This window comes from Sediminicola arcticus (assembly GCF_040566695.1).
Classification (GTDB): Bacteria; Bacteroidota; Bacteroidia; order Flavobacteriales; family Flavobacteriaceae; genus Sediminicola; species Sediminicola arcticus.
The window spans coordinates 317,426-340,514 of the sequence record NZ_JBEXAE010000005.1; the positions used below are offsets into that span (position 1 = coordinate 317,426).

Here is a 23,089-nt window from a genome sequence, read left to right on the forward strand (position 1 = left end):
GCATAGTATACGTAGATTTTGGAGAAATTTGCTTGAGGTTAGTTACTATGTGGAGCGCAATTACCAGCCGCCTGAGGAACCACCACCTCCAAAACCGCCACCGCCGAAGCCGCCGCCAAAACCACCACCTCCACTAAAGCCACCTCCACCGGAAGATGACCCTCCGCCGAAACCTCCACGACCCATATTACTAAGGATAATGGCATCCCAAATACTGAAGCCTCCACCTCGGCCACTATTTTTCCCTCCGCCACCTCTTTTATTGCGGTTGGAGAGGATGATCAGGATGATAAAGAATATGATAAAGGGTAAAAACTTACTCAGTGGAAATCCTTGGTCTTCGGATTTCTTGCGGTCTTCCTTAAACTCCCCTGTAAGTACTTGGAACATGGCATCTGCCCCTTTGTCCAGCCCTGCATAATAATCTTCATTTTTAAATTCAGGGATAATAACGGTCTCAATGATCCTTCTTGTCATGGCATCGGTCAAAGAGCCTTCAACCCCATACCCGGTATTAATGGCCACTCTGCGGTCCCCTTTTGCCAAGAGCACCAAAACGCCATTGTCCTTACCTTCCTGTCCTATACCCCAGGCCTCTCCCCATTGGGCACCCAAATAATTGATGTTCTCTCCTTCGGTTGAGTTGATAATGGCCACCACGATCTGGGTAGAGGTGCTGTCCGAATATCTGATCAGTTTCTGTTCCAAGGATGTTTTTTCCGAACTGGACAGTAAATTGATGTAATCGTAGACACTGGTCTGTAGTTTTGGTTTTTCCGGAATAGGGTATTGCCCAAAACTTACCGAAAAGCCCAGAAAAAATAAAAGGAGAATACTAACCTTTAGATACCTCATTACTCAGTTCGTTAGTATCGTTATGTTCCCACGGGAAATGTGATGCCAGTGCTTTACCGGCCATTGAAACGCCGTCTATAAGCCCTTGTTTAAAGTTTCTTCGTATGAATTGGTTCTCAATGGCTTCTTTAGTCGAATGCCAAAAATCTTTAGGAACCACTTTATTGATGCCTTTATCTCCTAAAACCACAAACTTTTTATCTGCTACGGCCACGTAGATAAGTACCCCATTCTCTTCTTTGGTATTGTCCATTTTCAAGAAATGAAATATGGCCTTAGCCCTTTCATAATGGTCTTCATTGGTATGGGCTTCAATATGAACCCTAATCTCCCCGGAAGTATTTTTTTCTGCCTCTACTATAGCTGCCACAACAGCGGTCTCCTCTTCAGCGGTTAAAAAGTCTTCTACTTTGGACATTTAGGTGGTTTTTATTTGAAATCGAAATTAACATCAGGGGCACTTTCAGCTCCTGCCTCTGATTGGAAATAAGCTAGCTCACTGAAATTGAACATCCCTGCCAAAAAGGAATTTGGAAATATTTTAATATGCTTATTATAGGGCTCTACCGTGGCGTTGAACCTGTCTCGTGTCACATTAATCCTATTCTCTGTTCCTTCCAATTGGGATTGTAGTTCCAAGAAATTTTGGTTGGCCTTTAGTTCTGGATATCTTTCAACAGTAACTAATAAGCTTTTAAGAGCTCCGCTCAATCCTCCCTGCACTTCGTTGAATTTAGCTAACTGCTCGGGAGTAATATTGGTTGGATCTATAGATAAGGAAGTAGCCTTGGCACGTGCCTCAATTACGGCTGTTAAGGTTCCTTTTTCAAAATCTGCTGCTCCTTGCACTGTTTTTACTAAATTACCTATAAGGTCATTTCTGCGTTGGTAAGAACTCTCTACATTGGCCCAGCTTTTCGTCGAAGTCTCTTTTAGGACAATGGCGGTATTATTAAAGCCTACGGCCCATCGATATACACCAAAAATGATGACAACGATAACAATTACTGGAATTAGCCACTTTTTCATGGATAGGTATTTTATATGGTTAGAATTATAACTGGTTTTTGATTTTTATAAGTTCCGCTTTGATGCCCTCCAATTTGGAAATAATATCAAAGGTTGATAGTGATTTTAGCTTTTCTTCCTTGAGATGTGTTTTGGCGCCTTCTAAAGTAAAGCCGCGCTCTTTTACCAAATGGTAGATCAATTGCAAATTTTTGATATCTTGGGGGGTAAACTTTCTATTGCCCTTAGCGTTTTTTTTTGGTTGTAGTACATCAAACTCCTTTTCCCAAAAACGGATGAGAGAGGTGTTTACGCTAAAGGCTTTGGCTACTTCCCCAATACCATAATACCTTTTTTCAGGAAGTTCTATATGCATCTTAATCCAGAGATTGGTTTTCTTGTGTGGCGTATTTCAACATGTTCTCAAACTCTTCCGCTGTTAAACTTCCATAATAGAAATTTATAGGGTTGATACGATCACCGTCTTTCCAGACTTCATAATGTAAATGTGGTGCTTCGGAACGCCCAGTACTTCCAACAAAACCGATTAGGTCTCCTCTTTCTACCCGTTGTCCTGCCTTTACATTGTAATTACTTAAATGTCCATAAAGACTTATATATCCATAACCGTGGTCAATTCGGATATGTTTCCCGTAACCAGAAGAATTATTGTCGGCCCTACTCACTTTTCCACCACCAGAGGCATAAATAGGTGTTCCTTTTTGGGAGGTGAAATCCATACCCCAATGCATTTTTCTGGCCTTGGTAAAGGGATCCGATCGCCAGCCGTAACCTGATGCCATACGGGTTAATTTATCATTGGAAATTGGTTGTATTGCAGGGATTGCTGCCAATAGTTTTTCTTTTTCTGCGGCCAACTTGGTAATCTCGTCCAAAGATTTAGATTGTATAACCATCTGCTTTTGGATGATATCCATGCGTTTAGTTGTGCCTGTGATCATCTCTGAATTATTGAATCCTTCCAGAGATTTGTACCTGTTAACCCCACCAAATCCTGCTCTACGTTGTTCCTCAGGAATAGGATTGGCTTCAAAATATAAGCGATAAATATTATTGTCCCTGTCTTCAATATTCGCAAGGACCTGCTCCATTTGTTCCATTTTCTTGCCTAGCAGCTCGAATTGTAGCTCATAATTTTTTACTTCGCGTTGTAAGGAAAGTTCTCTTGGTGTATTTAAAATACTTGTGTTTAAAATGATAGTAAGCCCAAGCAGGCCAAATATGGCGGAGCCTAATAGAAATAACGATAAGTTCCTATATCTTCTAGATTTTTTGGGCTCTATCTTTCGATATGAAAGCGTGTCCGGGTCGTAAAAATATTTTACTTTAGACATAAATGGAAATTATCCTATTTTTGTGCTCTTAATTAACGCAACAAACAAATATAAAAATTGTTTTGCACAAACAGCTAATTTTATAAAAAGCTTACCATTTTACATGAAATCCCAAGAAGCAAGAAATACGTTTTTAGAATTTTTCAAAGAAAAAACACACCGAATAGTCCCCTCGGCCCCTATGGTTATTAAGGACGATCCTACCCTAATGTTCACCAATGCGGGTATGAACCAGTTTAAGGAGTATTTTCTGGGGAACAGCGTGCCCAAATCCAAAAGGGCTACGGACACCCAAAAATGCCTTAGAGTTAGTGGAAAGCACAATGACCTGGAAGAAGTGGGTAAGGACACCTACCATCATACCATGTTTGAGATGTTGGGGAATTGGAGTTTTGGCGACTATTTTAAGAAGGAAGCTATTGCCTGGGCCTGGGAACTTTTAACGGAGGTATATAAAATTGATAAAGAAAGCCTATATGTTTCTGTTTTTGAAGGAAGCAAGGATGCCGATAATCTAGGAATGGATACTGAGGCTTTAGACCTATGGAAAGCTATAGTTCCTGAAGACCGCATCATTTACGGAAATAAAAAAGACAATTTCTGGGAAATGGGGGATCAGGGACCTTGCGGGCCTTGTTCAGAAATCCATGTGGATATCCGCTCCAAAGAAGAGAAAGCAAAAGTTTCTGGAGCCTCACTGGTCAACCAGGACCACCCACAAGTAGTGGAAATCTGGAACCTGGTTTTTATGCAGTACAACAGGAAGGCCGATGGCAGATTGGAGCCTTTGCCAGCAAAACACGTGGATACCGGAATGGGTTTTGAGCGTTTATGCATGGTACTACAGGGGGTGAAATCTAACTACGATACGGATGTATTTACACCAATTATTAGAGAGATAGAGACCATTACCAATTCGGAATATGGCAAAAATGAAGAAACTGATATAGCCATTCGCGTAATTGCAGATCATATTAGGGCTGTCTCTTTTTCTATTGCAGACGGACAATTGCCAAGCAATACCGGGGCAGGATATGTTATTAGAAGGATATTAAGAAGGGCTATTCGTTACGGGTTTACCTTTTTGGATACCAAAGAACCTTTTATGTACAGATTGGTGCAGGTTTTGAGTAGTACTATGGGCCATGTATTTCCTGAATTGAAGGAACAACATCAATTAATAGAAAACGTAGTAAAAGAAGAGGAACATTCTTTCTTGAAGACCTTAGATCAAGGTTTGGTTTTATTGGATAGCGTTTTGGAAAATGCCAAAGGAAAATTGATCGATGGCAGAAAAGCTTTTGAACTTTATGACACCTATGGATTTCCAATTGACCTTACCTCCCTTATTTTAGGGGAAAGGGGTTTTGAATTGGATGAAAAAGGATTTGAGACAGCCATGCAAGAGCAAAAAAAGCGTTCCCGATCCGCTTCGGAAGTGTCCAAGGAAGATTGGACAATTTTGGCAAATGATCTAGAGCAGGAGTTTGTTGGGTATGATGTGCTGGAAGCTAAAGTGAAATTGGTAAAATACAGAAAGGTAACCTCAAAAAAAGAAGGGGAACAATATCAGTTGGTTTTCAACATGACGCCATTTTATCCTGAAGGAGGAGGCCAAGTAGGTGATAAAGGCTACTTGGAGACTGCTAATGGAAATGTGATTTACATCTTGGATACCAAGAAGGAGAATAATGAAATTTTACATTTTTCTAAGGATCTTCCTGAAAATGTAACTGAGAAATTCAAGGCAGTTGTAGACCAAAATCAAAGACAGCGTACAGCTTGCAACCATACCGCAACACATTTGTTGCATCAGGCTCTAAGGGAGGTGTTGGGATCCCATGTGGAGCAAAAAGGATCTGCGGTACACTCCAAATACCTACGTTTCGATTTTTCGCATTTTGCGAAACTGACCGTAGATGAACTAAGGGATGTGGAAGACTTTGTTAACGCTAGGATAGATGGGAGAATTCCTTTGGAAGAACACAGGAGTGTGCCTATGGAAGAGGCCTTGAAACAAGGGGCAATGGCCCTTTTTGGTGAAAAATATGGTGATGCCGTTCGTACCATTCGTTTTGGGAAATCTATGGAGCTATGTGGAGGGACCCATGTAAAAAACACAGCCGATATATGGCACTTTAAAATAAAATCAGAGGGTGCTGTGGCATCTGGAATTAGGCGAATAGAAGCTAGTACCTCTGATGCTGTAAAAGAGTTCTATTTTGAGAATAATAAGACCTTGTTCGAAATAAAGGGTCTTTTGAACAACACCCAAGATCCATTGAAGGCAGTTGAAGCTTTACAAGAGGAAAATAATACCCTTAAAAAACAAGTGGAAGCTTTTTTAAAAGACAAAGCCAAAAATGTAAAAGGGGATTTGTTGAACGAGTTGTCTGAAATAAACGGAATCCAATTCTTGGCAAAAAAGATAGATTTGGATGCCGGCAGTATCAAGGATCTTTCTTTTGAGATGGGAGCCAATAAAACTAATCTATTCTTGTTGTTTGCAACAGAGCAGGAAGGAAAAGCTTTATTATCTTGTTACATCTCAAAGGAGCTAGTTGCCTCTAAGAAATTGAATGCAGGAACCATTGTCCGTGAATTAGGCAAATTTATCCAAGGTGGAGGTGGAGGGCAACCTTTCTTCGCAACGGCCGGAGGTAAAAATCCAGCAGGGATTACGGAAGCATTGGAAAAAGCAAAGGAATATTTACAATAAAACTATAGTCAATTCGAGTAAAATCGAAAATTATTGCAAGTAATAAGAAGCACCCAATTGATTTTTAATATCATTTGGGTGTTTTGCTAAAAAAGATAGACCATGAAGCTTCAAACACTAGTGCCATTGGAAATATCGAAGAACCCTATCAGCTATGAAAGTGAGATCCTTTCATTGGGTTCTTGCTTCGCAGAAAATATGGGGAGTAAATTGAGGTATTATAAATTTCAGTCAGTAGTAAACCCATTCGGAATCTTATTCCATCCTTTAGCCATAGAAAATTTGATTTCTAGGGCGATGGCAGAAGAGGCGTATACCAAAGCTGATATATTTTTTTTAAATGAGCGTTGGCATTGTTTTGATGGGCATTCCGTATTGAGCGATGCCGCAGGGGAGATGCTTTTGGATCGATTGAATAATGGTTTGCAAAAGACATATCAAAAAATATTAGGTGCGTCCCACATGATAATCACCCTAGGAACGGCATGGGTGTATCGCAATAAAGCATCCGGAGCAATTGTGGCCAATTGTCATAAAGTGCCTCAAAATCAATTTACCAAAGAACTCCTTTCGGCAGACGAGATTGCTTTTAGCTTAGAACGCATAATTAATGTAATACAGTCTAAGAATCCTTATCTGCAATTGATTTTTACGGTCTCCCCGGTACGGCATTTAAAGGATGGTTTTGTAGAAAATCAACGAAGTAAAGCACACTTGATAGCAGGGATTCACAACGTGCTAAATAAAAAGTATATTTCCTATTTTCCGTCCTACGAGATTATGATGGACGAGCTACGCGATTATCGTTTTTATGCTGAGGACATGGTACATCCCAACGATTTAGCCATTACTTACATCTGGGAAAAATTCAAAGAGAATTGGGTACATGAAAAGGCTTATCCGGTCATGGAAAAAGTGGGAGAAGTCCAGCGTGGTTTAAACCATAGACCTTTCGATCCAAACTCTGTTCAGCACTCGTCCTTCCTTACATTCTTGGATCAAAAAATAGAAGCGCTAACACAAGCCTATCCCTTTATGAAATTTTAGGAGTTGCTCAACTAACCTGCTAAACTTTGATCTACCAATGCTAGGCCGTCATCAATCAGGTGTCCCAGTTTTGGATTTTCTAGTTTCACCATTTCAAGATGTTTCACAATTTCCAAGGCAAATTCTTCATCTCCATTGTTTATGGCCAATTCATAAAGCTCAATAGATAGCAACCAGTCTTTGGCATAGTTGGTTTTTACTTCTTGGAAAACCTTATTTCTGGAGATGGTGGTGTTTGTTCCTTCCCTAAAATCTCTGATTTGTTTGTAGAGCAATTCCAATTGGGTCGTCTCTTTTGTCTTTTTGGCCTTTATAGTGGTTTCGGTGAACTCGTGGGATACCAAATCGAAACTGTTGAGGTCCGCAGGGCCATTAAACGCAGAGAATACATTTTCTCCTACCGCCATATGGTACAAGCCCCAAGCTGGTTGGAATAAGAGTTCAGTTTTGTAGGTTACCGTGCAATTTTCAAAAGTGATCAGGATAATCTCCCCTCTTAGGTTCCTCGTACCAGTAACAATATCCCCTGTAACTTTTACACCGCTCTCAAATTCTAAAGAAACGGTTTCTCCTTCATAAATGTGATAGGCCTTTAAATCTCTTGGGCTCATGTCTTCAATAGGCAGATTGATGCCTTTTAGTTTGCCAATAGGAGAACCAAAACCTTCTGCATGATGGTTGGTGCTGTGTCCTACCAATTCCTTTTCCCTATATGAAAGGGCAGTTTTGCCTTTTGTGGTAATGTAGGATGGTCTATTATCAAATTCGATTACACGATCAAAGACCCCAGATATTTGTAGTCCCGTGCTCAGTTCTGCCGTGCCCAAGGCATTGGAATGGATTAATTTTGTGATCCCCTTTAACCCCCCTGTGCGCAAGGCCATGGTATTAGCAAATTCCTCTAAAACCTGACTCAAAAATGCAAAATCTGGGGTCACAAAAAGTTGTGGCTGGGGTTTGGTAATATCAAAAGAGGTATGCGCGGCTTCTATGGAATAGGGAGTTTTTTTCACTTCATCCGTCATACACCAAGCACTTTCACCTATAGAAGAAAGGAGGCCAGCGCCGTATATTTTAGGTTGTCCTATAGACCCTATCAAGCCGTATTCCACAGTCCACCAATGTAGGTTTCTTATTAGGGCCATTTCACTGGGTTCCCCCATATTTTGTTGTAGGTCTTCAATTAAATTTTCGGCTTTGTCCACCTCCTCTTGTGGCGTGTCCGAAGCTTCTTTTATAATGGACAGATGTCTAACTGCTTCATAAAGTTCATAGTCTTTGGCACTGGAAATGGTCTTGCAGCCTATTTCTCCAAAACGCCTAAGGTATTCTGCATATTCTGGATTGGCAATGATGGGTGCATGCCCTGCACCCTCATGGATGATGTCCGGTGCCGGAGTGTATTCTATATGATTAAGCTGACGGATATCCGATGCAATCACCAAAACATTGTATGCTTGGAATTCCATAAATGCAGAAGGTGGTATAAATCCGTCTACAGCAACTGCTGCCCATCCTATTTCTTTAAGGATGCGGTTCATCCCATACATATTTGGGATATGATTTATGGAAATGCCTGTCTTTTGCAGTCCATCCATATAGCTTTTATGAGCAACCCTGCTTAGGTAATCTACATTCTTTCGCATAACATAACGCCACACAGCCTGATTGATCGACGTGTAATCGTCATAGTTTTGAGGTTTTATGTACTGCTTAAGGTGTTTTGGAAGTTTATCTAAAATATGATTGCTCTTATAGGACATCAGAATTTTTTTAATGGTATAAAGATACAAAAAAGGATAGGATTGTTTTACCGCATTCTAGTACCTCAGAAACAAAAAACCGTCCTGATGGGACGGTTTTTTAAAAAAAGGTGTCTTATTTATTTGGAGGTCATCATAGGGGGATATGCCTTCAAGATTTCTGCAACAAATTCCTTGATTCGTTCTTCTTTCTTTTCTATATTTTTAGTGTTGTTCAAAGTACCTACTCCTCTTCCTTGCCAAACCAATTCTTTTGTTTTGGTATCAATCATATCAACATATAGAGAGCCTTCTGTTCGGGTACTGACATTGCTGCCGCCTCCCCATCCGAATCCACGGCCCCAACCAAATCCAGGTCCGCCTCCCCAATAATAGGGATTCCAGCCCCATCCAAATCCGCCTCCCCAGTAATTGTTGTATACGTCTACCTGTTCGCGTTCTTTGGTAAAGATACTGATCAAAACATCTGGTTCATTCGATTTTACGAAACCTTTGGAAGCCATTTCAGTTTCAATAGCCTTCAGAATTCGTTTTTTGTCCAAATCTGAAATTAGAGCTTTATCAATCCCTGTTTTATAAAAGGCGTATGATTTGAAGGAATTGAAATTTACTTCTTTATCGTAATCGGATAGTACTCTTACCGATGTACAGGAACTCATAAATAAGAGTACAAGTAATGGAGCGATAAAATATGCGATTTTTTTCATAGGGATTATTTTTAAGTTAAAAGTTCCGTGTATTTGGGTAATAATACACCAATAATCATGCCGAAAATATACTGCGCTTTATCTGCTATTGGTTCTCTTATCATATCCGTAGGGGCAATGTCTACAGCCACTTTCACAGCAATACCCCCTTTTTAAATGGTACTTTTCGGTAAAAACTTTATACCCTTCAGGGGAAAGATAAAAGTCGCCCTCTTCCAAAGGAATAATTTTCTTCATCAAAGTAAAATTACAGCAATTCCCATGAATAGTGAAGAATTTAAGAATTTTTAACCAAGTAGGTAGTAAATTTATAAAAGTAAGCATGTTAATTCTTAGGTTGCCAATAGATCAATATTTAGTATATTTCTAGTATAACAACGCTCAAAGTATCTGGTATGGTCATAATATGCAAGCATATTTTTTATAAGAATTATGTAGGTCTTTCCTTTAGGCCGTTTATCATCTTAAAAAATAACGCATTAAAAGAAGATGCGATTTTAATGAACCATGAAAGGATTCACCTGAGGCAACAACAAGAACTCTTGGTGGTTCCATTTTATATTTTGTACACGTTGGAATGGGCTTTCAAGTCCTTTGTTTATTTAAACACCTATAAGGCATATAAGAACATTAGTTTTGAAAGAGAAGCTTACGAAAATGAAAAAAATATAGATTACATTAAGAATAGAGGACCGTTTCGCTTTATTAAATATCTTTGATGGTAGAAAAGCAACTGAGTGAAGGTTTACAATCAACATGTTGAACTACCCATCCTAAAAGAAAAAAAAGTTACCCTTTACATGAAAAGGGAAGACCTGATTCATCCCTTCATTTCTGGAAATAAATTTAGAAAGCTTGCCTATAATCTAACGGAGGCCAAGCGTTTACGTTTTGAAACGCTCCTGACTTTTGGAGGGGCCTATTCTAATCATATTGCAGCAACGGCCTTCGCGGGGAAAGAGCATGGACTTAAGACTATAGGGGTTGTACGAGGGGAGGAACTTGTACATTGTTGGCAAGAAAATCCTACCCTAGCATGGGCAAAAAAACAGGGTATGCACTTTAAATTTGTTTCTCGGGAGGTTTATCGTTCCAAGGAGAGTGCAGTGTTTTTGCAAGAGTTAAAGGAAGAGTTCGGATCATTTTATAACATTCCCGAGGGCGGGGCAAACGCTTTGGCCGTTAAAGGCTGTGAGGAAATTTTAAATGTCAATGACGCGGAATTTGATATTATCTGCACATGTGTAGGCACCGGAGGTACTATTGCGGGTTTAATCAACTCAGCGGAAAAACATCAAAAGGTATTAGGTTTCCCTGCATTAAAAGGTGATTTTTTGCGAAAAGATATTTGTAAATTTGCCAAAAGAGACAACTGGGATTTGAATACGGAGTATAACTTTGGTGGGTATGGGAAGGTAAATAAGGAGTTGATTGATTTTATAAACGACTTTAAATTAAAAACTTCTATCCCATTAGATCCCGTATATACAGGGAAAATGTTATTTGGAATTTTAGACTTAGCCCGGAAGGATTACTTTGATCCCAACACTAAACTATTGGCAATCCATTCAGGCGGATTGCAAGGAATAGCAGGGATGAACAATGTTTTGAAAAATAGAAATTTACCATTGATTGAACTATGAAACAACGATTAGGTTTATTTGTGATTCTAGCCATTTTTTTAACTGGGTGTGGCGCCAAAAAAAGAGCGTCCAATTCTAATAGGGATAGAAGACCCCATCAAACAACAGTAAGTAGAACAACGGAAACTAGTTCTCAAAGCAATATGGATTCTAAAGAGTACCCTTTGCCTAAAGATGAAGGTAGTTTTGTAAGGTTTCCTATTGCCACAACTCAAGAATATATTGAAACTTTTGCCGAGATTGCTAAATTTGAAATGAAGGCCTATGGTATTCCTGCTAGCATTACTTTGGCACAGGGAATATTGGAAAGCGGCGGCGGCAGGGGTGCGCTTACCATGAAGACCAACAATCATTTTGGCATAAAATGCCATACCAATTGGAATGGGGATTATGATTACCATGATGATGATGAAAAGGGGGAGTGTTTCAGGAAATACAACCACCCTATGTATTCCTTCAGGGACCATAGTGAATTCTTATCTTCAAGGGCCAGGTATGCTTCCTTGTTTGAATTGGATGCGGACGATTATAAAGGATGGGCCCAGGGCCTTAGTGATGCAGGGTACGCAACGGATAAGCGTTATCCACAAAAATTGATATCCTTTATTGAGCAATATGGACTTCACATATATGATCAAGATGTTGCTAGTGAAGGTTATACGGTGAAAAAGGAATCAAAGAATTACGATTATAAAGTACATGTTGTTACAAAAGGAGATACTCTGTATTCTATTTCACGCAAGTATTTTGTTTCTGTGAACGACCTAATGAAAATGAATAGAATAAGCAATAGCGATCTGGCCATTGGTCAGGAAGTGATTGTAAAATCTGAAAAAATCAAAAAATAAATATGATTTATAAAAGAAGTAGTGCCTTATTTGAGGAGGCGCAACAATATATTCCAGGTGGGGTAAATTCTCCTGTGAGGGCCTTCAAGGCCGTAGGCGGTGATCCTATTTTTGTGAAGGAGGCTAAGGGTGCTTATCTCTATGATGAGGATGGGAATAAATTAATAGATTATATTGCTTCTTGGGGTCCTATGATTCTAGGTCACGCTCATGAGCCAGTTGTAAATGCGGTTATTGAAAAGGCCAAGAAAGGCACTTCCTTTGGAATGCCCACGGAAATTGAAACGGACTTGGCGAAATTGGCAGTATCCATGGTTCCAAATATTGATAAAATAAGGTTTGTAAACAGTGGTACTGAGGCTTGTATGAGCGCGGTGCGCTTGGCAAGGGGCTATACGGGAAAGGATAAGATTATAAAATTTGCGGGATGTTATCATGGACATTCAGATTCTTTTCTTATTCAGGCAGGAAGTGGAGCGGTTACTTTTGGGAGTCCTAATAGTCCAGGTGTTACCCAAGGAACAGCTAAGGATACCCTTTTGGCAACCTATAACGATCTTTCAAGTGTGGAAATGTTGACCGATGCCAATAAAAGAGAGATTGCAGCCGTAATTATTGAACCCGTTGCAGGAAATATGGGATGTATTATCCCAGATGAATATTTTATGAAGGGCCTGAGGGAACTTTGTACTAAAGAAGGGATATTGTTAATATTTGATGAGGTAATGACAGGATTCCGTTTGGGACGAGGAGGTGCCCAACAGGTTTTGGGTATCGATGCCGATATCGTCACCTTTGGGAAGGTCATAGGTGGAGGTTTGCCTGTAGGCGCTTTTGCTGCTCGAAAAGAAATTATGGATTATTTGGCTCCTATAGGCCCAGTGTATCAAGCAGGAACCCTAAGTGGAAATCCCTTAGCCATGAGCGCAGGACTAGCCATGTTGACCGAATTAAATAATAAGCCAGAGATTTTCCGCAGTCTGGCTGATAAGACTGCTTATCTTCATAAAGGTTTTGACAGGGTGTTGCAGGGAAAAGGGATACCTTACCAGATCAATAGGTTTGGATCAATGATTTCCGTACATTTTACGGATAAGCCTGTGGTTGATTTTGCCTCCTCTGCTAAAGGAGACAATGAAACCTTTAAGAAGTATTTTCACGGGATGCTTTCCCAAGGAATTTATTTGCCTCCAAGTGCGTATGAAAGCTACTTCCTGAACGATGCCCTATCCTATGAAGATTTGGACGCTACCATTACAGCCTTGGAAACCATCATTCCCCAATTGCAGTAATAATTTTTTGAAATATAAAAGCCCCTTCTGAAATTTCAGAAGGGGCTTTTATATTACCGTGAACACCTGGAAAGTAGTCCTATCCATTATTTTAGGATTTTGTTTGGAGACCATGATTCCCTTTTCTTATATATTTTCTTTTTCTATGCTGCATTTTCTCCCATTTTTCATACTGCTCTTTGGACAATAGCTCTTTCATTTGGGCCTTATGGGATATGAGCTTGTCCATCTTTTCTGTCTGCATCGCATACCGCTCGTCGGAACTGGGTTTGGTCATTTCTCCAGCTTCCTTTTTCGACTTCCTCTCTTCCATTTTAACCTTGCGACTAGTTGCTTGGTCCAAATTGATTTTCTGAAGCTGTTTTTGTTGAGCCTCTGAAAGATCTAGTGCTAAAGTCATGCGCTTGGTCTGTAAAGTGGATATTTGTTCAGGGGATAGCTCTTCTAGATTACCTCTATGTCTATTCTCTCTTATCTCATTTTGGGCTAGGCCTATAAAGCCAATCATCAATAGCCCCAATAGAATTACTTTTTTCATCTGTCAGTAGTATTTAATAGGTTGCTATTATAGGATAGCCATAAATGCAAATGGTTTAAAGGGAGGGAGGATTTTGGGAACCATTTAACGCACTTAGAATCTTATTTAAGTGCCTTAATTTCGGGTAGAAGAAAAAAATGGAACAAAAAAAATCAGGCATATGTAGGGATATGCCTGATTAATACTTATAAGTAGGTTTAGTAGGTTCTTCTATTGATGATTATTCCATAAGGTCTAAATTAGCAACCTTATTGGCGTCCAATTCATTCGTATTAACCTTATTAATTTTAATTGATTCAATGGCGGTTGAATTTTGTTCCATTTCTGGTTCTAGACCATGATACATAGCTGCCGATGCTATAAAACAAACAAAATACAGTAGGCTTTTAATTTTCTGAGACATAAACTTGGGATTTTAATCTGATTTAAATATACCTCATATTAGAGTTGGGAAATAAATAATGTTGTGAAAGTCTATTTTTTTGTGGTGTATAGGGACTGCTGAAGTTATTCATCGATAATAGGCCTAATAAATAAAAAGGGTGTGGTTTTAAAACCACACCCTTTTTTACATAATTTATGAATGAACGCTCTCTTATTTAGTAGGGTCTAATACCATTTTAATCCTTACAAGTGCGTCCTGCAGATGGTATTTGCTCATACTGTCAGAAGTCCTAGAAATTGCATTTCTAATATCTCCTTTTAGCATATTCATTTCTGCACGTGCAATAGAACGAATATCAGATTGACTAGTATTCAAAACAGTGCCTCTTCCTCTAGATGGTGAAAGATTTTCTGCGGTCATTAAATAAGCTAGACGGTCTATATGCGCTTTTTGAAGATTTCTTCTATAAGTATCTATTTTTTTGCCTGCTTTTAACTCTGACCAAATTCCATATCTTAAATCTTTGGTAACATCCAATAGCCCATAGGCATCTTTTCCATTAGCAGTTTCATTTTCGATGATTCTAGCCATGGTGCCCAAGCTTAATATATTATCCAAGGTTCTTACTTGTAAGGCCCTTAATCTTTCAACAGAACCAGAGTTCTCTATTTTATTGAAGATATTTTGGTCCAATAACCATTCTGGAGTGGTGAATAATTGTCTCTGAACAAAATCCATTGCCTTCTTTTGGTGGTCTTTGGATACATGGGTATATACAGCTCCTTCTTGGTCGTAGGTTTTATAGTATTCATAAACACCACCAATATTGTTGGATACATGTCCCATATACCTATTATATTGTCCTAAAACCTGATTGTAAAGATCTCCTAAGTCTTCGTAATCTTTCCCATCTTCTGCTGTCCAAGTGATAAGGTTGGGTACTATACGCTTTAAATTTTCAATTCCATAATCACTGGCCTTAATGGCGTCATCTCCCAAATCTTCGGTTTGTGAACTTGGGTCTACTACATCGCGTTGCTGACTACCAAATCTGTACATAGGGTCTCCCGCATGTTCCAAGATCCATGTGTCTAAAGTGGCTTTCTCTTCTATGGCATTTTTACCGAAAATAGGTCTGTATCCCCAGTTGATAGAATATTTATCGTAGATCCCTATATTGGGCATAAGGGCAACACCCTCATCACCTGGTTGTGCTACATAATTAAAACGTGCATAGTCCATAATAGAAGGTGCAGTTCCGTATTTTTGGGTAAATTCCGCCGAACGCAAGGAATCAACTGGGTAGGCAACGCTACTTCCCATGTTGTGAGGAAGCCCTAACGTATGTCCTACTTCATGAGAAGACACAAAACGTATTAAACGTCCCATTACTTCATCCTTGAATTGAACGCCTCTTGCGTCTGGGTTAATGGCCGCAGTTTGCACAAAGAACCAATTGCGTAAAAGGGTCATTACATTGTGGTACCAGTTAATATCCGATTCTAAAATTTCACCACTCCTTGGATCACTAACGTGAGGTCCGTTGGCGTTTGGTATTGGCGATGCTAAATAACGTACAACAGAATAACGCACATCTTCTGGAGACCATTCTGGATCTTCTTCTTTTGTTGGTGGATCTTTGGCGATAATGGCATTTTTAAAACCTGCGGCCTCAAAAGCTACCTGCCAATCTTCTATTCCTTGCTTGATAAAGGGAACCCATTGTTTTGGGGTGGCTCTATCCACATAATACACAATCTGTTTTTTAGGTTCCACAAGTTCGCCTTTGGCAAACTTTTCTTTGTCCTCTTCTTTTACTTCCAGTCTCCAACGATCCAAGTAACGAATGGTCTTGCTCTTTTGTGCGTCCAGACCGTAATCTACCTGACCCCTAGCAAACCAACCAACGCGCTCATCAAAGTAACGACGTTTCATTGGTTCTGCTGGCAACAATATCATGGAATTGTTTATTTCTATGGAAATAGAGCCAAGGCTCTCATTGGATGGGGCATCACCGGCGGCATATGTTTTTACATGTCTCGCTTCAATATTCAGGGGGTAGCTTTTTAATGTTTCAATATAACTTCTGCTATCATCTAAACGGGTTACCTTGTATTGCTTCCTGTAATATTCTGGCATTCCCAAAGCATTTACGTCTTTTTCGAAGAAATCATTCACCTCAATTACCGTTGCGGTAGTAGTAGAATCCTTATGAAAAGCTTTTATAGGAAAGGTGTATAGTACAGGTTCAAAATTTGAATTTGATACGGCTTCATGAACTGGTAGAGAGTCTGATGCTACCACGTCATATGAAACCACCCTAAGAAGTACTTTTTTAGGCGTTTTTTCCCAACGAAGCACTTGGGTATTTATTTTTCCTCCCCCAAAACCTATGCCGTTGGCTGTTTTGGAAATTCTGCTTACCATCAACATTTCCTTATTAAAAAGAGAGTCAGGAATTTCATAATAGAATTTATCTTCTACCTCATGAACATCAAAAAGTCCTTTATCTGTTTTGGCTTCTTTTGTGATTACCTTGTTATAGGGTTGAATACCATCTTTTTTTGGTTTTGCACTGTCCTCTGTTTTTTCTTTTTTCTTTTTTTTGAAAAGTTGAGCCTCAGCCGGAGCACAATAACCCAATACCAAGAGAAGCATAAGCAACCTCGGGAGTAATTTTTTAGTCATTAGTCAATTTTTTTTGGTTTCCCCAAATAACTGAAAAATAAATCCATTTTTTTGTTAAGGAAATCACAACCAATTTGAAGTTATATTCTTTAACCCTCTGTTTGGGAAAGGATTATTTAGGTCAATTTATAAGGGATTTGTAACGTAAATATCAGTATCTGTTATAATAAGGGATATAAGGTGCTGAATTACAGTTAATAAGGTATTATTGTTCTGAGACATCTTTTTAGGTTGTCATTATTAAATTTAGCTAATTAAAGGCCCTTTTTTAAAAGGGCTTTTTTTTGTCCCTGGAGAAGTAAATTCATTGTAAAAGTTTGACGCATACAATTAATCCTATTTTATTGCTGTTAACATCTTTACATACCAATTGCTACGTATGTGTATGTATAAAACGTTGGTTTCAAGAAATTGGTTTTAGATTAGTCAGACAAAACCCCTGTAAAAGCATGGGTTTTGTTTATTTAAAACACTAAAGGCAAGATCCATTGGAACATAAATATTAGAATGACCACAGAAATTAAATTGAGGATAAGTCCCACTTTGGCCATCTGCGAAACCTTGATGTATCCACTGGCAAAAACTATGGCATTGGGAGGAGTGGCCATCGGAAGCATAAAGGCACAACTGCTGGCCATGGTCACAGGGATCAGTAAATAGACGATTGGAACGTTTAAACCAATAGCTATGCCTGCAACAACAGGTGCTAAGACCGCGATCAAGGCTACATTGCTCATCAGTTCTGTCATAAATAGCATCAAAACGATGAGTAGGGAAGCCGTAAGCAGTATGCTAATATCGCTACTGGCAATAGCTGCAGTAACCATATCTACTATTCCACTGGCAGACATTCCGTTGGCCAAGGCTAAGCCACCTCCAAAAAGTATCAAAATACCCCAAGCTAGTTTTTCGGTATCGTTCCAATGAAGAATAAAATCACCCTTTTTAAGGTTATGGGGAATAGCAAAAAGGGCTACCGCGGCAATCATACTGATAATGGTATCAGATAGGCCCAAACTTGGGAATACTTCATTGATTAAGGTTCTGAAGATCCATAGGAATACGGTAATTCCAAAAATGACTAATACCATTTTTTCCTTAGAGGAGGTGGGACCCAATTTTTCCAATTCTGATTGTATGACTTGTTTAGAGGCCGTGAATTTTAGTTGTTTGTTTGGAAACATCCACTTCACGAGTACCAAATAACTAATGGTTACCATGAGCACGGAAAAGGGAACCCCTATCACCATCCATTTTAAAAAGGAGATTTCTATGTTGTATTCATTTTCTAACAAACCGATCAAAACAGAGTTGGGAGGTGTGCCTATAACGGTTGCTATTCCTCCGGCATTCGCAGAAAAGGCTATTCCGAGCATTACGCTCAAGGCAAAATTTTTGTCATCCTTGGTAAATCCGTCCTCATCATTTATGAGTAGTCGGATTACAGATATGGCTATAGGAAGCATTACTACAGTACTGGCTGTATTGCTGATCCACATACTCATGGCTGCTGTGGCGATCATAAATCCAAGCACTACTTTATTAGGGGTTGTTCCAGTAATCTTTATGATATTTAAAGCTATCCGCTTGTGAAGATTTACCTTTTCTAAGGCTAAGGCTAAAATAAAACCTCCAAAAAATAAAAATATGATGGGACTGCCATAATTGGCCCCAACATCATCTATGGACATCACATTGAGCAAGGGAAATAATATTAGTGGCAATAAGGCGGTAACGGAAATGGAGATCGCTTCTGTTATCCACCATATAATCATCCAGACAGCAACAGCTACCACTGGATCGCCTGTTTCCGAAATTAGGTGAAAGGGTAGATTTATGATGATTAAAAATAGGATAGGACCTAAGATTAGGCCCATTTTTTTACTTAGGTCCATGGCTGGTTTTTGAGATCCCTAAGCTATACTTTTTACAGTAGTTTTAAAAATAAAAAAGAGGGGCAAATACCCCTCCTCTTCCTATTAGTTGCTTTTTAAGATGTAGAAATATTAATCTTGAAGCTCTACCATTAAAGAGTCATTTACCTTGGATACCTTGGCCAAGCCGTGTTTCCCCAAGGATTTTATCCCCTTGTCCCAAGCCTTATTGCTTAATCCGGAAGCTTCTTTTAAAGTTTCCAAGGACATATTTTTCTCCTTTTTTAGTACTTCAAAAATGATTTTCTCACTTTCCGACAATTCTATTGGTTTTTTCTCTGGACGCATTTGTGGGAAGAACAAAACTTCTTGTATGGATGCATTATTGGTCATCAACATCACCAAACGATCTATCCCAATTCCTATACCACTGGTAGGAGGCATTCCATATTCCAAAGCTCTTAGAAAATCCTGGTCAATAAACATGGCCTCATCATCGCCTTTGGCAGAAAGCTTTAATTGTTCTTCAAAGCGTTCTCGCTGATCAATAGGGTCATTGAGCTCGGAATAGGCATTGGCCAATTCTTTCCCGTTCACCATCAATTCAAAACGTTCTGTAAGTGCCGGATTAGATCTATGTGCCTTGCAAAGGGGACTCATTTCCTTAGGATAATCTATGATGAAGGTAGGTTGGATGTAGAAATGTTCACATTTCTCCCCAAATATCTCATCGATCAGTTTACCTACTCCCATGGTTTCATCAACATCTAAACCTAATTTTTTTGCAACGGTACGCAACTCTACTTCATCCATACCAGCAACGTCGTATCCTGTATGAATTTTTATGGCTTCTAAAATAGGAATCCTAGGATAAGGGGCTTTAAATTCTATTTCGTTTTTTCCAACGGTAATTTTGGAGGTTCCATTGGCGTCCAAGGCTACCTTTTCTAATAATAGTTCCGTGGTATCCATCATCCAATTGTAGTCTTTATAGGCTACATAGAGCTCCATCACCGTAAATTCAGGATTGTGGGTGCGGTCCATTCCTTCGTTCCTGAAATCCTTTGAAAATTCGTAGACTCCGTCAAAGCCACCAACTATTAGTCTTTTTAAATACAACTCGTTCGCAATCCTTAAATAAAGGGGCATGTTCAGTGCATTGTGATGGGTGATAAAAGGTCTTGCAGACGCTCCTCCTGGAATAGGTTGAAGAATGGGGGTTTCAACTTCCAAATATTCCCTATCGTTAAAGAATTGACGAATGCTATTTGTTATTTTGGTGCGTTTGATGAATGTTTCTTTTACAGCGGGATTTACTACAAGATCTACATAGCGCTGACGATACCTTAATTCAGGATCATTGAACTCATCATAAACCTTACCTTCAGCATTTACCTTTGGTAAAGGCAGGGGTCTTAAGGCCTTACTCAATAGGGTGAAGTCTTTGACCATTACCGTCTTTTCACCTACTTGGGTTGTGAATAGTTCTCCTTCTACGCCTATAAAATCTCCAATGTCTAACAGCTTTTTATAAACATCGTTGTATTTTATTTTGTCTTCACCAGGGCAGATTTCATCTCTGTTAAAATAAACCTGTATTTTTCCTTTACTATCCTGTAATTCTGCAAAAGAGGCTTTTCCTTGTATTCTTCGGGACATTAGGCGTCCCGAGATCACAACTTTTTCACCTTCCTTATAGTCGTTTTTAATGCTTTTTGATGTAGCATCCACTGGATATAATGCCGCTGGATACGGGTCTATGCCCATAGCCCTTAATTTGGCCAATTTTTCCCTTCTGATTACTTCTTGCTCCGAAAGTTGCATAAAATCTGTATTAAGGCTGCAAAGATAAGTACTCTGGGCTAATCTATCAATTGATTAAATAGGTATTGTTTTAAGGAAATTATATTTTCTATGGGTATGTAACAAATTAGGGGAATTAACGTCTAATAAGTACATCAATCAAAACAATCAAAAAATGAGTTTTTGGAGAGTACTTTTGGCTATCCTATTTCCGCCTTTATCCGTAATCGGGAAAGGCTGCGGTTCCTTAATTATCGTATTTCTTTTAACCCTTTGCGGATGGGTTCCTGGCGTTATTGCAGCCCTAGTCATTCTGAATAACCCAAATAATTAGTTACTTTGCATGCATAGACTAGAAAAGCCCGAATGAGGAAATTTTCTTTTGTAGGAGATGACGTATGAATAAAACAGTAAAGCTACAGGTTTTAGGGCTTAAGGATTATAAGGACACTTGGGATTACCAAGAGGAGTTATTTAAGGGAACCTTGGATATTAAAATTAAAAATAGGAGGGAAAACGCCCAACTGGAAACCCCTAACCATTTTTTAATGGTAGAGCACCCCCACGTTTTTACGTTGGGAAAAAGTGGGAATATGGAAAACCTTTTGGTAGACCAAAAACAATTGACAGAAAAGGGTGCCAGCTTTTATAAAATTAATAGGGGAGGAGATATTACGTATCATGGTCCAGGTCAAATCGTAGGCTATCCAATTTTAGATTTAGATAATTTTTTTACCGATATACATAAATATCTGAGGCTGTTGGAGGAGATGGTAATTCTGACCATGGCCGAATATGGTCTTAAAGGGGAGCGTTCAACAGGGGAAACCGGGGTTTGGCTGGATGTAGGGACTCCGTTTGCCCGAAAGATCTGTGCCATGGGTGTCCGTGCCAGCAGATGGGTCACTATGCATGGTTTTGCATTGAATGTCAACGCAGATTTAGGTTATTTTGATTTGATGATTCCTTGTGGAATTAAGGACAAGGCGGTAACCTCGCTGAATGTAGAGCTTGGAAAGAAAGAAGTACCAATGGAGGAGGTACGGAAAAAATTAATCTTCCATTTTGAGGCCTTGTTTGAAGCCAAATGCATTTAGAGTATTGATTAACCCCACAATTTACTTTTTATACTAATTTGAATATTGAGTAAGGACCATACTGTTCATTAGATTTCCACCTTTAGCATAAGTTTCTTGTTTGATCATCCCTACACCTTCTGCCAACCATAACAGAGATGGAAAGGTTTGCTGCTCCATCTGTTTGGTCACTCTTTCACCATAAATCACATAACAATTAAACGTGCCGGCTGGAGTAGTAGTAGACTCTTTTTTTTCTACACTCCTATTGATCAACTCTATTTGAAAGTTCATTTTTGTGCCATCCACATCCATTTTCATAGTAACACTTGCATCTTCTAGTTTTTGCCCAACACTCAGATCATTCGGAAGTAGTATATCACTTCCTGAAATATCTATTTTCTTGCCTTTGTATTGTTTTAATGTTTCGCTGGAAATCATGGATTCGTAGTCTATTTCAACTACATTGTCAATGCAGTTGAAATTATAATCTGAAGTAAGGTATTCCTTGCGTTTAGTATCCTTGTAAGTGATTTTCATCCATGCTTCGGTATCCCTGTCCTTGTGGGAAACAGTATGAACCTTATAAAGAATAGAACCTTCATTGTTGCCGTTCTTGCCATATTTGGCATATTGAAAATCAGCTCCTTCTTCCAAAGAATAGTATTTACTACAACTTTCTTGGGCATAGATAGGAAAGATAATGGGGAATAATAATACGAGCAGAATAATTTTTATTTTCATAGCATAGTCTATTTAACGTAGCAATAATGTGTGTCTAAGAATTATTAAATTCCAGTTACAACTGTTATTGATTAAAGGCCGTTAAAATGCTCCCACCTGTCATCTTACCTTTTTTATTGTAATTTTCTTGTTTTACCATTCCAATATTTTCGGCTAACCACTGTTTGGCACTTCCACTTATTTTAATGCCCATTTTGGACTCATGATTCCATGATATCACAATACAATCAAAGGTGCCCGCTGGGGTGGTAACACTTTCTCTACCCTCTACCTTGCGGTTAAACACGTCAACGGTCATTTTCATGGTAATGGGTTTCATTTTTATGGTCATCAACATATTGGCATCGGGTAGAGAAGTGCCAGGGCTTAAAGTATTGGGTAGCATCAGGTCCGTGCCAGAAATATCAACTTCCATATCTTTATACTGTTCCATCATACCCGGGGCAGCAAGGGAATTAAAATCAATAGAGACCCCATCATCACTACATTTAATCTTGTATTCAGATGAGGTAATGAGCTTATCCTTATCGGAATGCATTTCATAGGACATGGTGGCTGAATTTTGGGTCGCCTCTTTAACTACGTAATTAATGGTTCCTGTATTTTTATCCTTTTCGTCATATAGGGTCAATTGAAATGTAGTACCCTTTTTTAAGGGATAATAGCTACTGCAATTGGTTTGGGCCGTACTGTTCCAAACATAGGAAAGTACCAATAGGATGGCCGTCAAGTACGTTTTCATAA

Annotated in this window: 23 protein-coding genes; 8 read left to right on the forward strand and 15 right to left on the reverse strand. The window is 39.1% G+C overall.

The annotated features are described in order from the left end of the window. Nucleotides 1-60 precede the first annotated feature (60 nt). The 5 genes from ABXZ36_RS12300 to ABXZ36_RS12320 are packed head-to-tail and all read right to left on the reverse strand — an operon-like array spanning nucleotide 61 to nucleotide 3,218. Nucleotides 61-855 carry a TPM domain-containing protein gene (locus ABXZ36_RS12300; protein ID WP_354615967.1) on the reverse strand — a complete coding sequence of 265 codons (795 nt, stop codon included), beginning with the start codon at nucleotides 853-855 and terminating at the stop codon, nucleotides 61-63. Next, entirely contained in the window at nucleotides 836-1,273 is a 438-nt protein-coding gene (locus tag ABXZ36_RS12305; RefSeq protein WP_354615968.1) for a TPM domain-containing protein, read from the reverse strand. Before ABXZ36_RS12305 ends, ABXZ36_RS12300 begins: the two co-directional genes overlap by 20 nt. A gap of 11 nt (nucleotides 1,274-1,284) precedes the next feature. Then, the gene (locus ABXZ36_RS12310) at nucleotides 1,285-1,884 is read right to left on the reverse strand and encodes a LemA family protein (RefSeq protein ID WP_354615969.1); all 600 of its coding nucleotides are present in this window, start codon (nucleotides 1,882-1,884) and stop codon (nucleotides 1,285-1,287) included. Between the two features lie 25 nt (nucleotides 1,885-1,909). Next, nucleotides 1,910-2,239: a MerR family transcriptional regulator gene (locus ABXZ36_RS12315; RefSeq protein WP_354615970.1), complete on the reverse strand. Its 330-nt coding sequence runs from the start codon at nucleotides 2,237-2,239 to the stop codon at nucleotides 1,910-1,912. A 1-nt stretch (nucleotide 2,240) separates the two neighbouring features. Continuing rightward, nucleotides 2,241-3,218, reverse strand: coding sequence for a M23 family metallopeptidase (locus ABXZ36_RS12320; protein WP_354615971.1), 978 nt, complete (start codon nucleotides 3,216-3,218; stop codon nucleotides 2,241-2,243). 103 nt (nucleotides 3,219-3,321) lie between these two features. Between ABXZ36_RS12320 and alaS the strand changes: the two genes are divergently transcribed. Together alaS and ABXZ36_RS12330 are read left to right on the forward strand one after the other, a co-directional pair. Then, nucleotides 3,322-5,937 (forward strand): alanine--tRNA ligase, encoded by a 2,616-nt coding sequence (alaS, locus tag ABXZ36_RS12325; protein ID WP_354615972.1) that lies wholly within the window; start codon nucleotides 3,322-3,324, stop codon nucleotides 5,935-5,937. 102 nt (nucleotides 5,938-6,039) lie between these two features. Next, complete coding sequence (locus ABXZ36_RS12330) at nucleotides 6,040-6,984, forward strand: GSCFA domain-containing protein (RefSeq protein WP_354615973.1); 945 nt, start codon at nucleotides 6,040-6,042, stop codon at nucleotides 6,982-6,984. Between the two features lie 11 nt (nucleotides 6,985-6,995). Here ABXZ36_RS12330 and ABXZ36_RS12335 read toward each other — a convergent pair whose 3' ends face one another. From ABXZ36_RS12335 to ABXZ36_RS12345, 3 genes are all read right to left on the reverse strand, one after another. Continuing rightward, complete coding sequence (locus ABXZ36_RS12335) at nucleotides 6,996-8,747, reverse strand: aromatic amino acid hydroxylase (protein ID WP_354615974.1); 1,752 nt, start codon at nucleotides 8,745-8,747, stop codon at nucleotides 6,996-6,998. Between the two features lie 119 nt (nucleotides 8,748-8,866). Next, nucleotides 8,867-9,454 carry a DUF4136 domain-containing protein gene (locus tag ABXZ36_RS12340; protein WP_354615975.1) on the reverse strand — a complete coding sequence of 196 codons (588 nt, stop codon included), beginning with the start codon at nucleotides 9,452-9,454 and terminating at the stop codon, nucleotides 8,867-8,869. Between the two features lie 78 nt (nucleotides 9,455-9,532). Then, entirely contained in the window at nucleotides 9,533-9,691 is a 159-nt protein-coding gene (locus ABXZ36_RS12345; protein WP_354615976.1) for a C1orf53 family protein, read from the reverse strand. Nucleotides 9,692-9,849: 158 nt separating this feature from the next. Here ABXZ36_RS12345 and ABXZ36_RS12350 point away from each other — a divergent pair, with 158 nt between their 5' ends. The 4 genes from ABXZ36_RS12350 to hemL are packed head-to-tail and all read left to right on the forward strand — an operon-like array spanning nucleotide 9,850 to nucleotide 13,237. Further along, nucleotides 9,850-10,173, forward strand: coding sequence for a hypothetical protein (locus ABXZ36_RS12350; protein WP_354615977.1), 324 nt, complete (start codon nucleotides 9,850-9,852; stop codon nucleotides 10,171-10,173). Between the two features lie 18 nt (nucleotides 10,174-10,191). Next, complete coding sequence (locus ABXZ36_RS12355; protein WP_435602471.1) at nucleotides 10,192-11,097, forward strand: 1-aminocyclopropane-1-carboxylate deaminase/D-cysteine desulfhydrase; 906 nt, start codon at nucleotides 10,192-10,194, stop codon at nucleotides 11,095-11,097. Beyond that, on the forward strand, nucleotides 11,094-11,945 hold the full coding sequence (locus ABXZ36_RS12360; RefSeq protein WP_354615979.1) for a glucosaminidase domain-containing protein: 852 nt from the start codon (nucleotides 11,094-11,096) through the stop codon (nucleotides 11,943-11,945). The genes ABXZ36_RS12355 and ABXZ36_RS12360 overlap by 4 nt, the downstream gene beginning before the upstream one ends. Before the next feature lie 2 nt (nucleotides 11,946-11,947). Further along, nucleotides 11,948-13,237, forward strand: coding sequence for a glutamate-1-semialdehyde 2,1-aminomutase (gene hemL / locus ABXZ36_RS12365; protein ID WP_354615980.1), 1,290 nt, complete (start codon nucleotides 11,948-11,950; stop codon nucleotides 13,235-13,237). A 91-nt stretch (nucleotides 13,238-13,328) separates the two neighbouring features. On the opposite strand, the gene ABXZ36_RS12370 is transcribed toward hemL, so the two are convergent. From ABXZ36_RS12370 to lysS, 5 genes are all read right to left on the reverse strand, one after another. Next, nucleotides 13,329-13,775, reverse strand: coding sequence for a DUF4890 domain-containing protein (locus tag ABXZ36_RS12370; RefSeq protein ID WP_354615981.1), 447 nt, complete (start codon nucleotides 13,773-13,775; stop codon nucleotides 13,329-13,331). A gap of 220 nt (nucleotides 13,776-13,995) precedes the next feature. Further along, nucleotides 13,996-14,178: a hypothetical protein gene (locus ABXZ36_RS12375; protein WP_354615982.1), complete on the reverse strand. Its 183-nt coding sequence runs from the start codon at nucleotides 14,176-14,178 to the stop codon at nucleotides 13,996-13,998. A 192-nt stretch (nucleotides 14,179-14,370) separates the two neighbouring features. Beyond that, nucleotides 14,371-16,848 (reverse strand): zinc-dependent metalloprotease, encoded by a 2,478-nt coding sequence (locus tag ABXZ36_RS12380; protein WP_354615983.1) that lies wholly within the window; start codon nucleotides 16,846-16,848, stop codon nucleotides 14,371-14,373. Nucleotides 16,849-17,312: 464 nt separating this feature from the next. After that, entirely contained in the window at nucleotides 17,313-18,743 is a 1,431-nt protein-coding gene (locus ABXZ36_RS12385) for an SLC13 family permease (RefSeq protein WP_354615984.1), read from the reverse strand. A gap of 111 nt (nucleotides 18,744-18,854) precedes the next feature. Beyond that, a complete protein-coding gene (lysS, locus tag ABXZ36_RS12390; protein ID WP_354615985.1) occupies nucleotides 18,855-20,546 on the reverse strand; it encodes a lysine--tRNA ligase in 1,692 nt (563 codons plus the stop codon). A gap of 154 nt (nucleotides 20,547-20,700) precedes the next feature. Between lysS and ABXZ36_RS12395 the strand changes: the two genes are divergently transcribed. Next, the gene (locus tag ABXZ36_RS12395; protein ID WP_354615986.1) at nucleotides 20,701-20,859 is read left to right on the forward strand and encodes a YqaE/Pmp3 family membrane protein; all 159 of its coding nucleotides are present in this window, start codon (nucleotides 20,701-20,703) and stop codon (nucleotides 20,857-20,859) included. 64 nt (nucleotides 20,860-20,923) lie between these two features. After that, nucleotides 20,924-21,622, forward strand: a complete 699-nt coding sequence (gene lipB / locus ABXZ36_RS12400) for a lipoyl(octanoyl) transferase LipB (protein ID WP_354615987.1) — start codon at nucleotides 20,924-20,926, stop codon at nucleotides 21,620-21,622. A 33-nt stretch (nucleotides 21,623-21,655) separates the two neighbouring features. On the opposite strand, the gene ABXZ36_RS12405 is transcribed toward lipB, so the two are convergent. Further along, nucleotides 21,656-22,345 carry a TapB family protein gene (locus ABXZ36_RS12405; RefSeq protein ID WP_354615988.1) on the reverse strand — a complete coding sequence of 230 codons (690 nt, stop codon included), beginning with the start codon at nucleotides 22,343-22,345 and terminating at the stop codon, nucleotides 21,656-21,658. A 64-nt stretch (nucleotides 22,346-22,409) separates the two neighbouring features. After that, on the reverse strand, nucleotides 22,410-23,087 hold the full coding sequence (locus ABXZ36_RS12410) for a TapB family protein (protein ID WP_354615989.1): 678 nt from the start codon (nucleotides 23,085-23,087) through the stop codon (nucleotides 22,410-22,412). Nucleotides 23,088-23,089 lie beyond the last annotated feature (2 nt).

Coding starts and splice junctions, on each gene's coding strand:
- ABXZ36_RS12300 (WP_354615967.1), bottom strand. CDS start 855: ATGAGGTATCTAAAGGTTAGTATTCTCCTTTTATTTTTTCTGGGCTTT.
- ABXZ36_RS12305 (WP_354615968.1), bottom strand. CDS start 1,273: ATGTCCAAAGTAGAAGACTTTTTAACCGCTGAAGAGGAGACCGCTGTT.
- ABXZ36_RS12310 (WP_354615969.1), bottom strand. CDS start 1,884: ATGAAAAAGTGGCTAATTCCAGTAATTGTTATCGTTGTCATCATTTTT.
- ABXZ36_RS12315 (WP_354615970.1), bottom strand. CDS start 2,239: ATGCATATAGAACTTCCTGAAAAAAGGTATTATGGTATTGGGGAAGTA.
- ABXZ36_RS12320 (WP_354615971.1), bottom strand. CDS start 3,218: ATGTCTAAAGTAAAATATTTTTACGACCCGGACACGCTTTCATATCGA.
- alaS (WP_354615972.1), top strand. CDS start 3,322: ATGAAATCCCAAGAAGCAAGAAATACGTTTTTAGAATTTTTCAAAGAA.
- ABXZ36_RS12330 (WP_354615973.1), top strand. CDS start 6,040: ATGAAGCTTCAAACACTAGTGCCATTGGAAATATCGAAGAACCCTATC.
- ABXZ36_RS12335 (WP_354615974.1), bottom strand. CDS start 8,747: ATGTCCTATAAGAGCAATCATATTTTAGATAAACTTCCAAAACACCTT.
- ABXZ36_RS12340 (WP_354615975.1), bottom strand. CDS start 9,454: ATGAAAAAAATCGCATATTTTATCGCTCCATTACTTGTACTCTTATTT.
- ABXZ36_RS12345 (WP_354615976.1), bottom strand. CDS start 9,691: ATGAAGAAAATTATTCCTTTGGAAGAGGGCGACTTTTATCTTTCCCCT.
- ABXZ36_RS12350 (WP_354615977.1), top strand. CDS start 9,850: ATGGTCATAATATGCAAGCATATTTTTTATAAGAATTATGTAGGTCTT.
- ABXZ36_RS12360 (WP_354615979.1), top strand. CDS start 11,094: ATGAAACAACGATTAGGTTTATTTGTGATTCTAGCCATTTTTTTAACT.
- hemL (WP_354615980.1), top strand. CDS start 11,948: ATGATTTATAAAAGAAGTAGTGCCTTATTTGAGGAGGCGCAACAATAT.
- ABXZ36_RS12370 (WP_354615981.1), bottom strand. CDS start 13,775: ATGAAAAAAGTAATTCTATTGGGGCTATTGATGATTGGCTTTATAGGC.
- ABXZ36_RS12375 (WP_354615982.1), bottom strand. CDS start 14,178: ATGTCTCAGAAAATTAAAAGCCTACTGTATTTTGTTTGTTTTATAGCA.
- ABXZ36_RS12380 (WP_354615983.1), bottom strand. CDS start 16,848: ATGACTAAAAAATTACTCCCGAGGTTGCTTATGCTTCTCTTGGTATTG.
- ABXZ36_RS12385 (WP_354615984.1), bottom strand. CDS start 18,743: ATGGACCTAAGTAAAAAAATGGGCCTAATCTTAGGTCCTATCCTATTT.
- lysS (WP_354615985.1), bottom strand. CDS start 20,546: ATGCAACTTTCGGAGCAAGAAGTAATCAGAAGGGAAAAATTGGCCAAA.
- ABXZ36_RS12395 (WP_354615986.1), top strand. CDS start 20,701: ATGAGTTTTTGGAGAGTACTTTTGGCTATCCTATTTCCGCCTTTATCC.
- lipB (WP_354615987.1), top strand. CDS start 20,924: ATGAATAAAACAGTAAAGCTACAGGTTTTAGGGCTTAAGGATTATAAG.
- ABXZ36_RS12405 (WP_354615988.1), bottom strand. CDS start 22,345: ATGAAAATAAAAATTATTCTGCTCGTATTATTATTCCCCATTATCTTT.
- ABXZ36_RS12410 (WP_354615989.1), bottom strand. CDS start 23,087: ATGAAAACGTACTTGACGGCCATCCTATTGGTACTTTCCTATGTTTGG.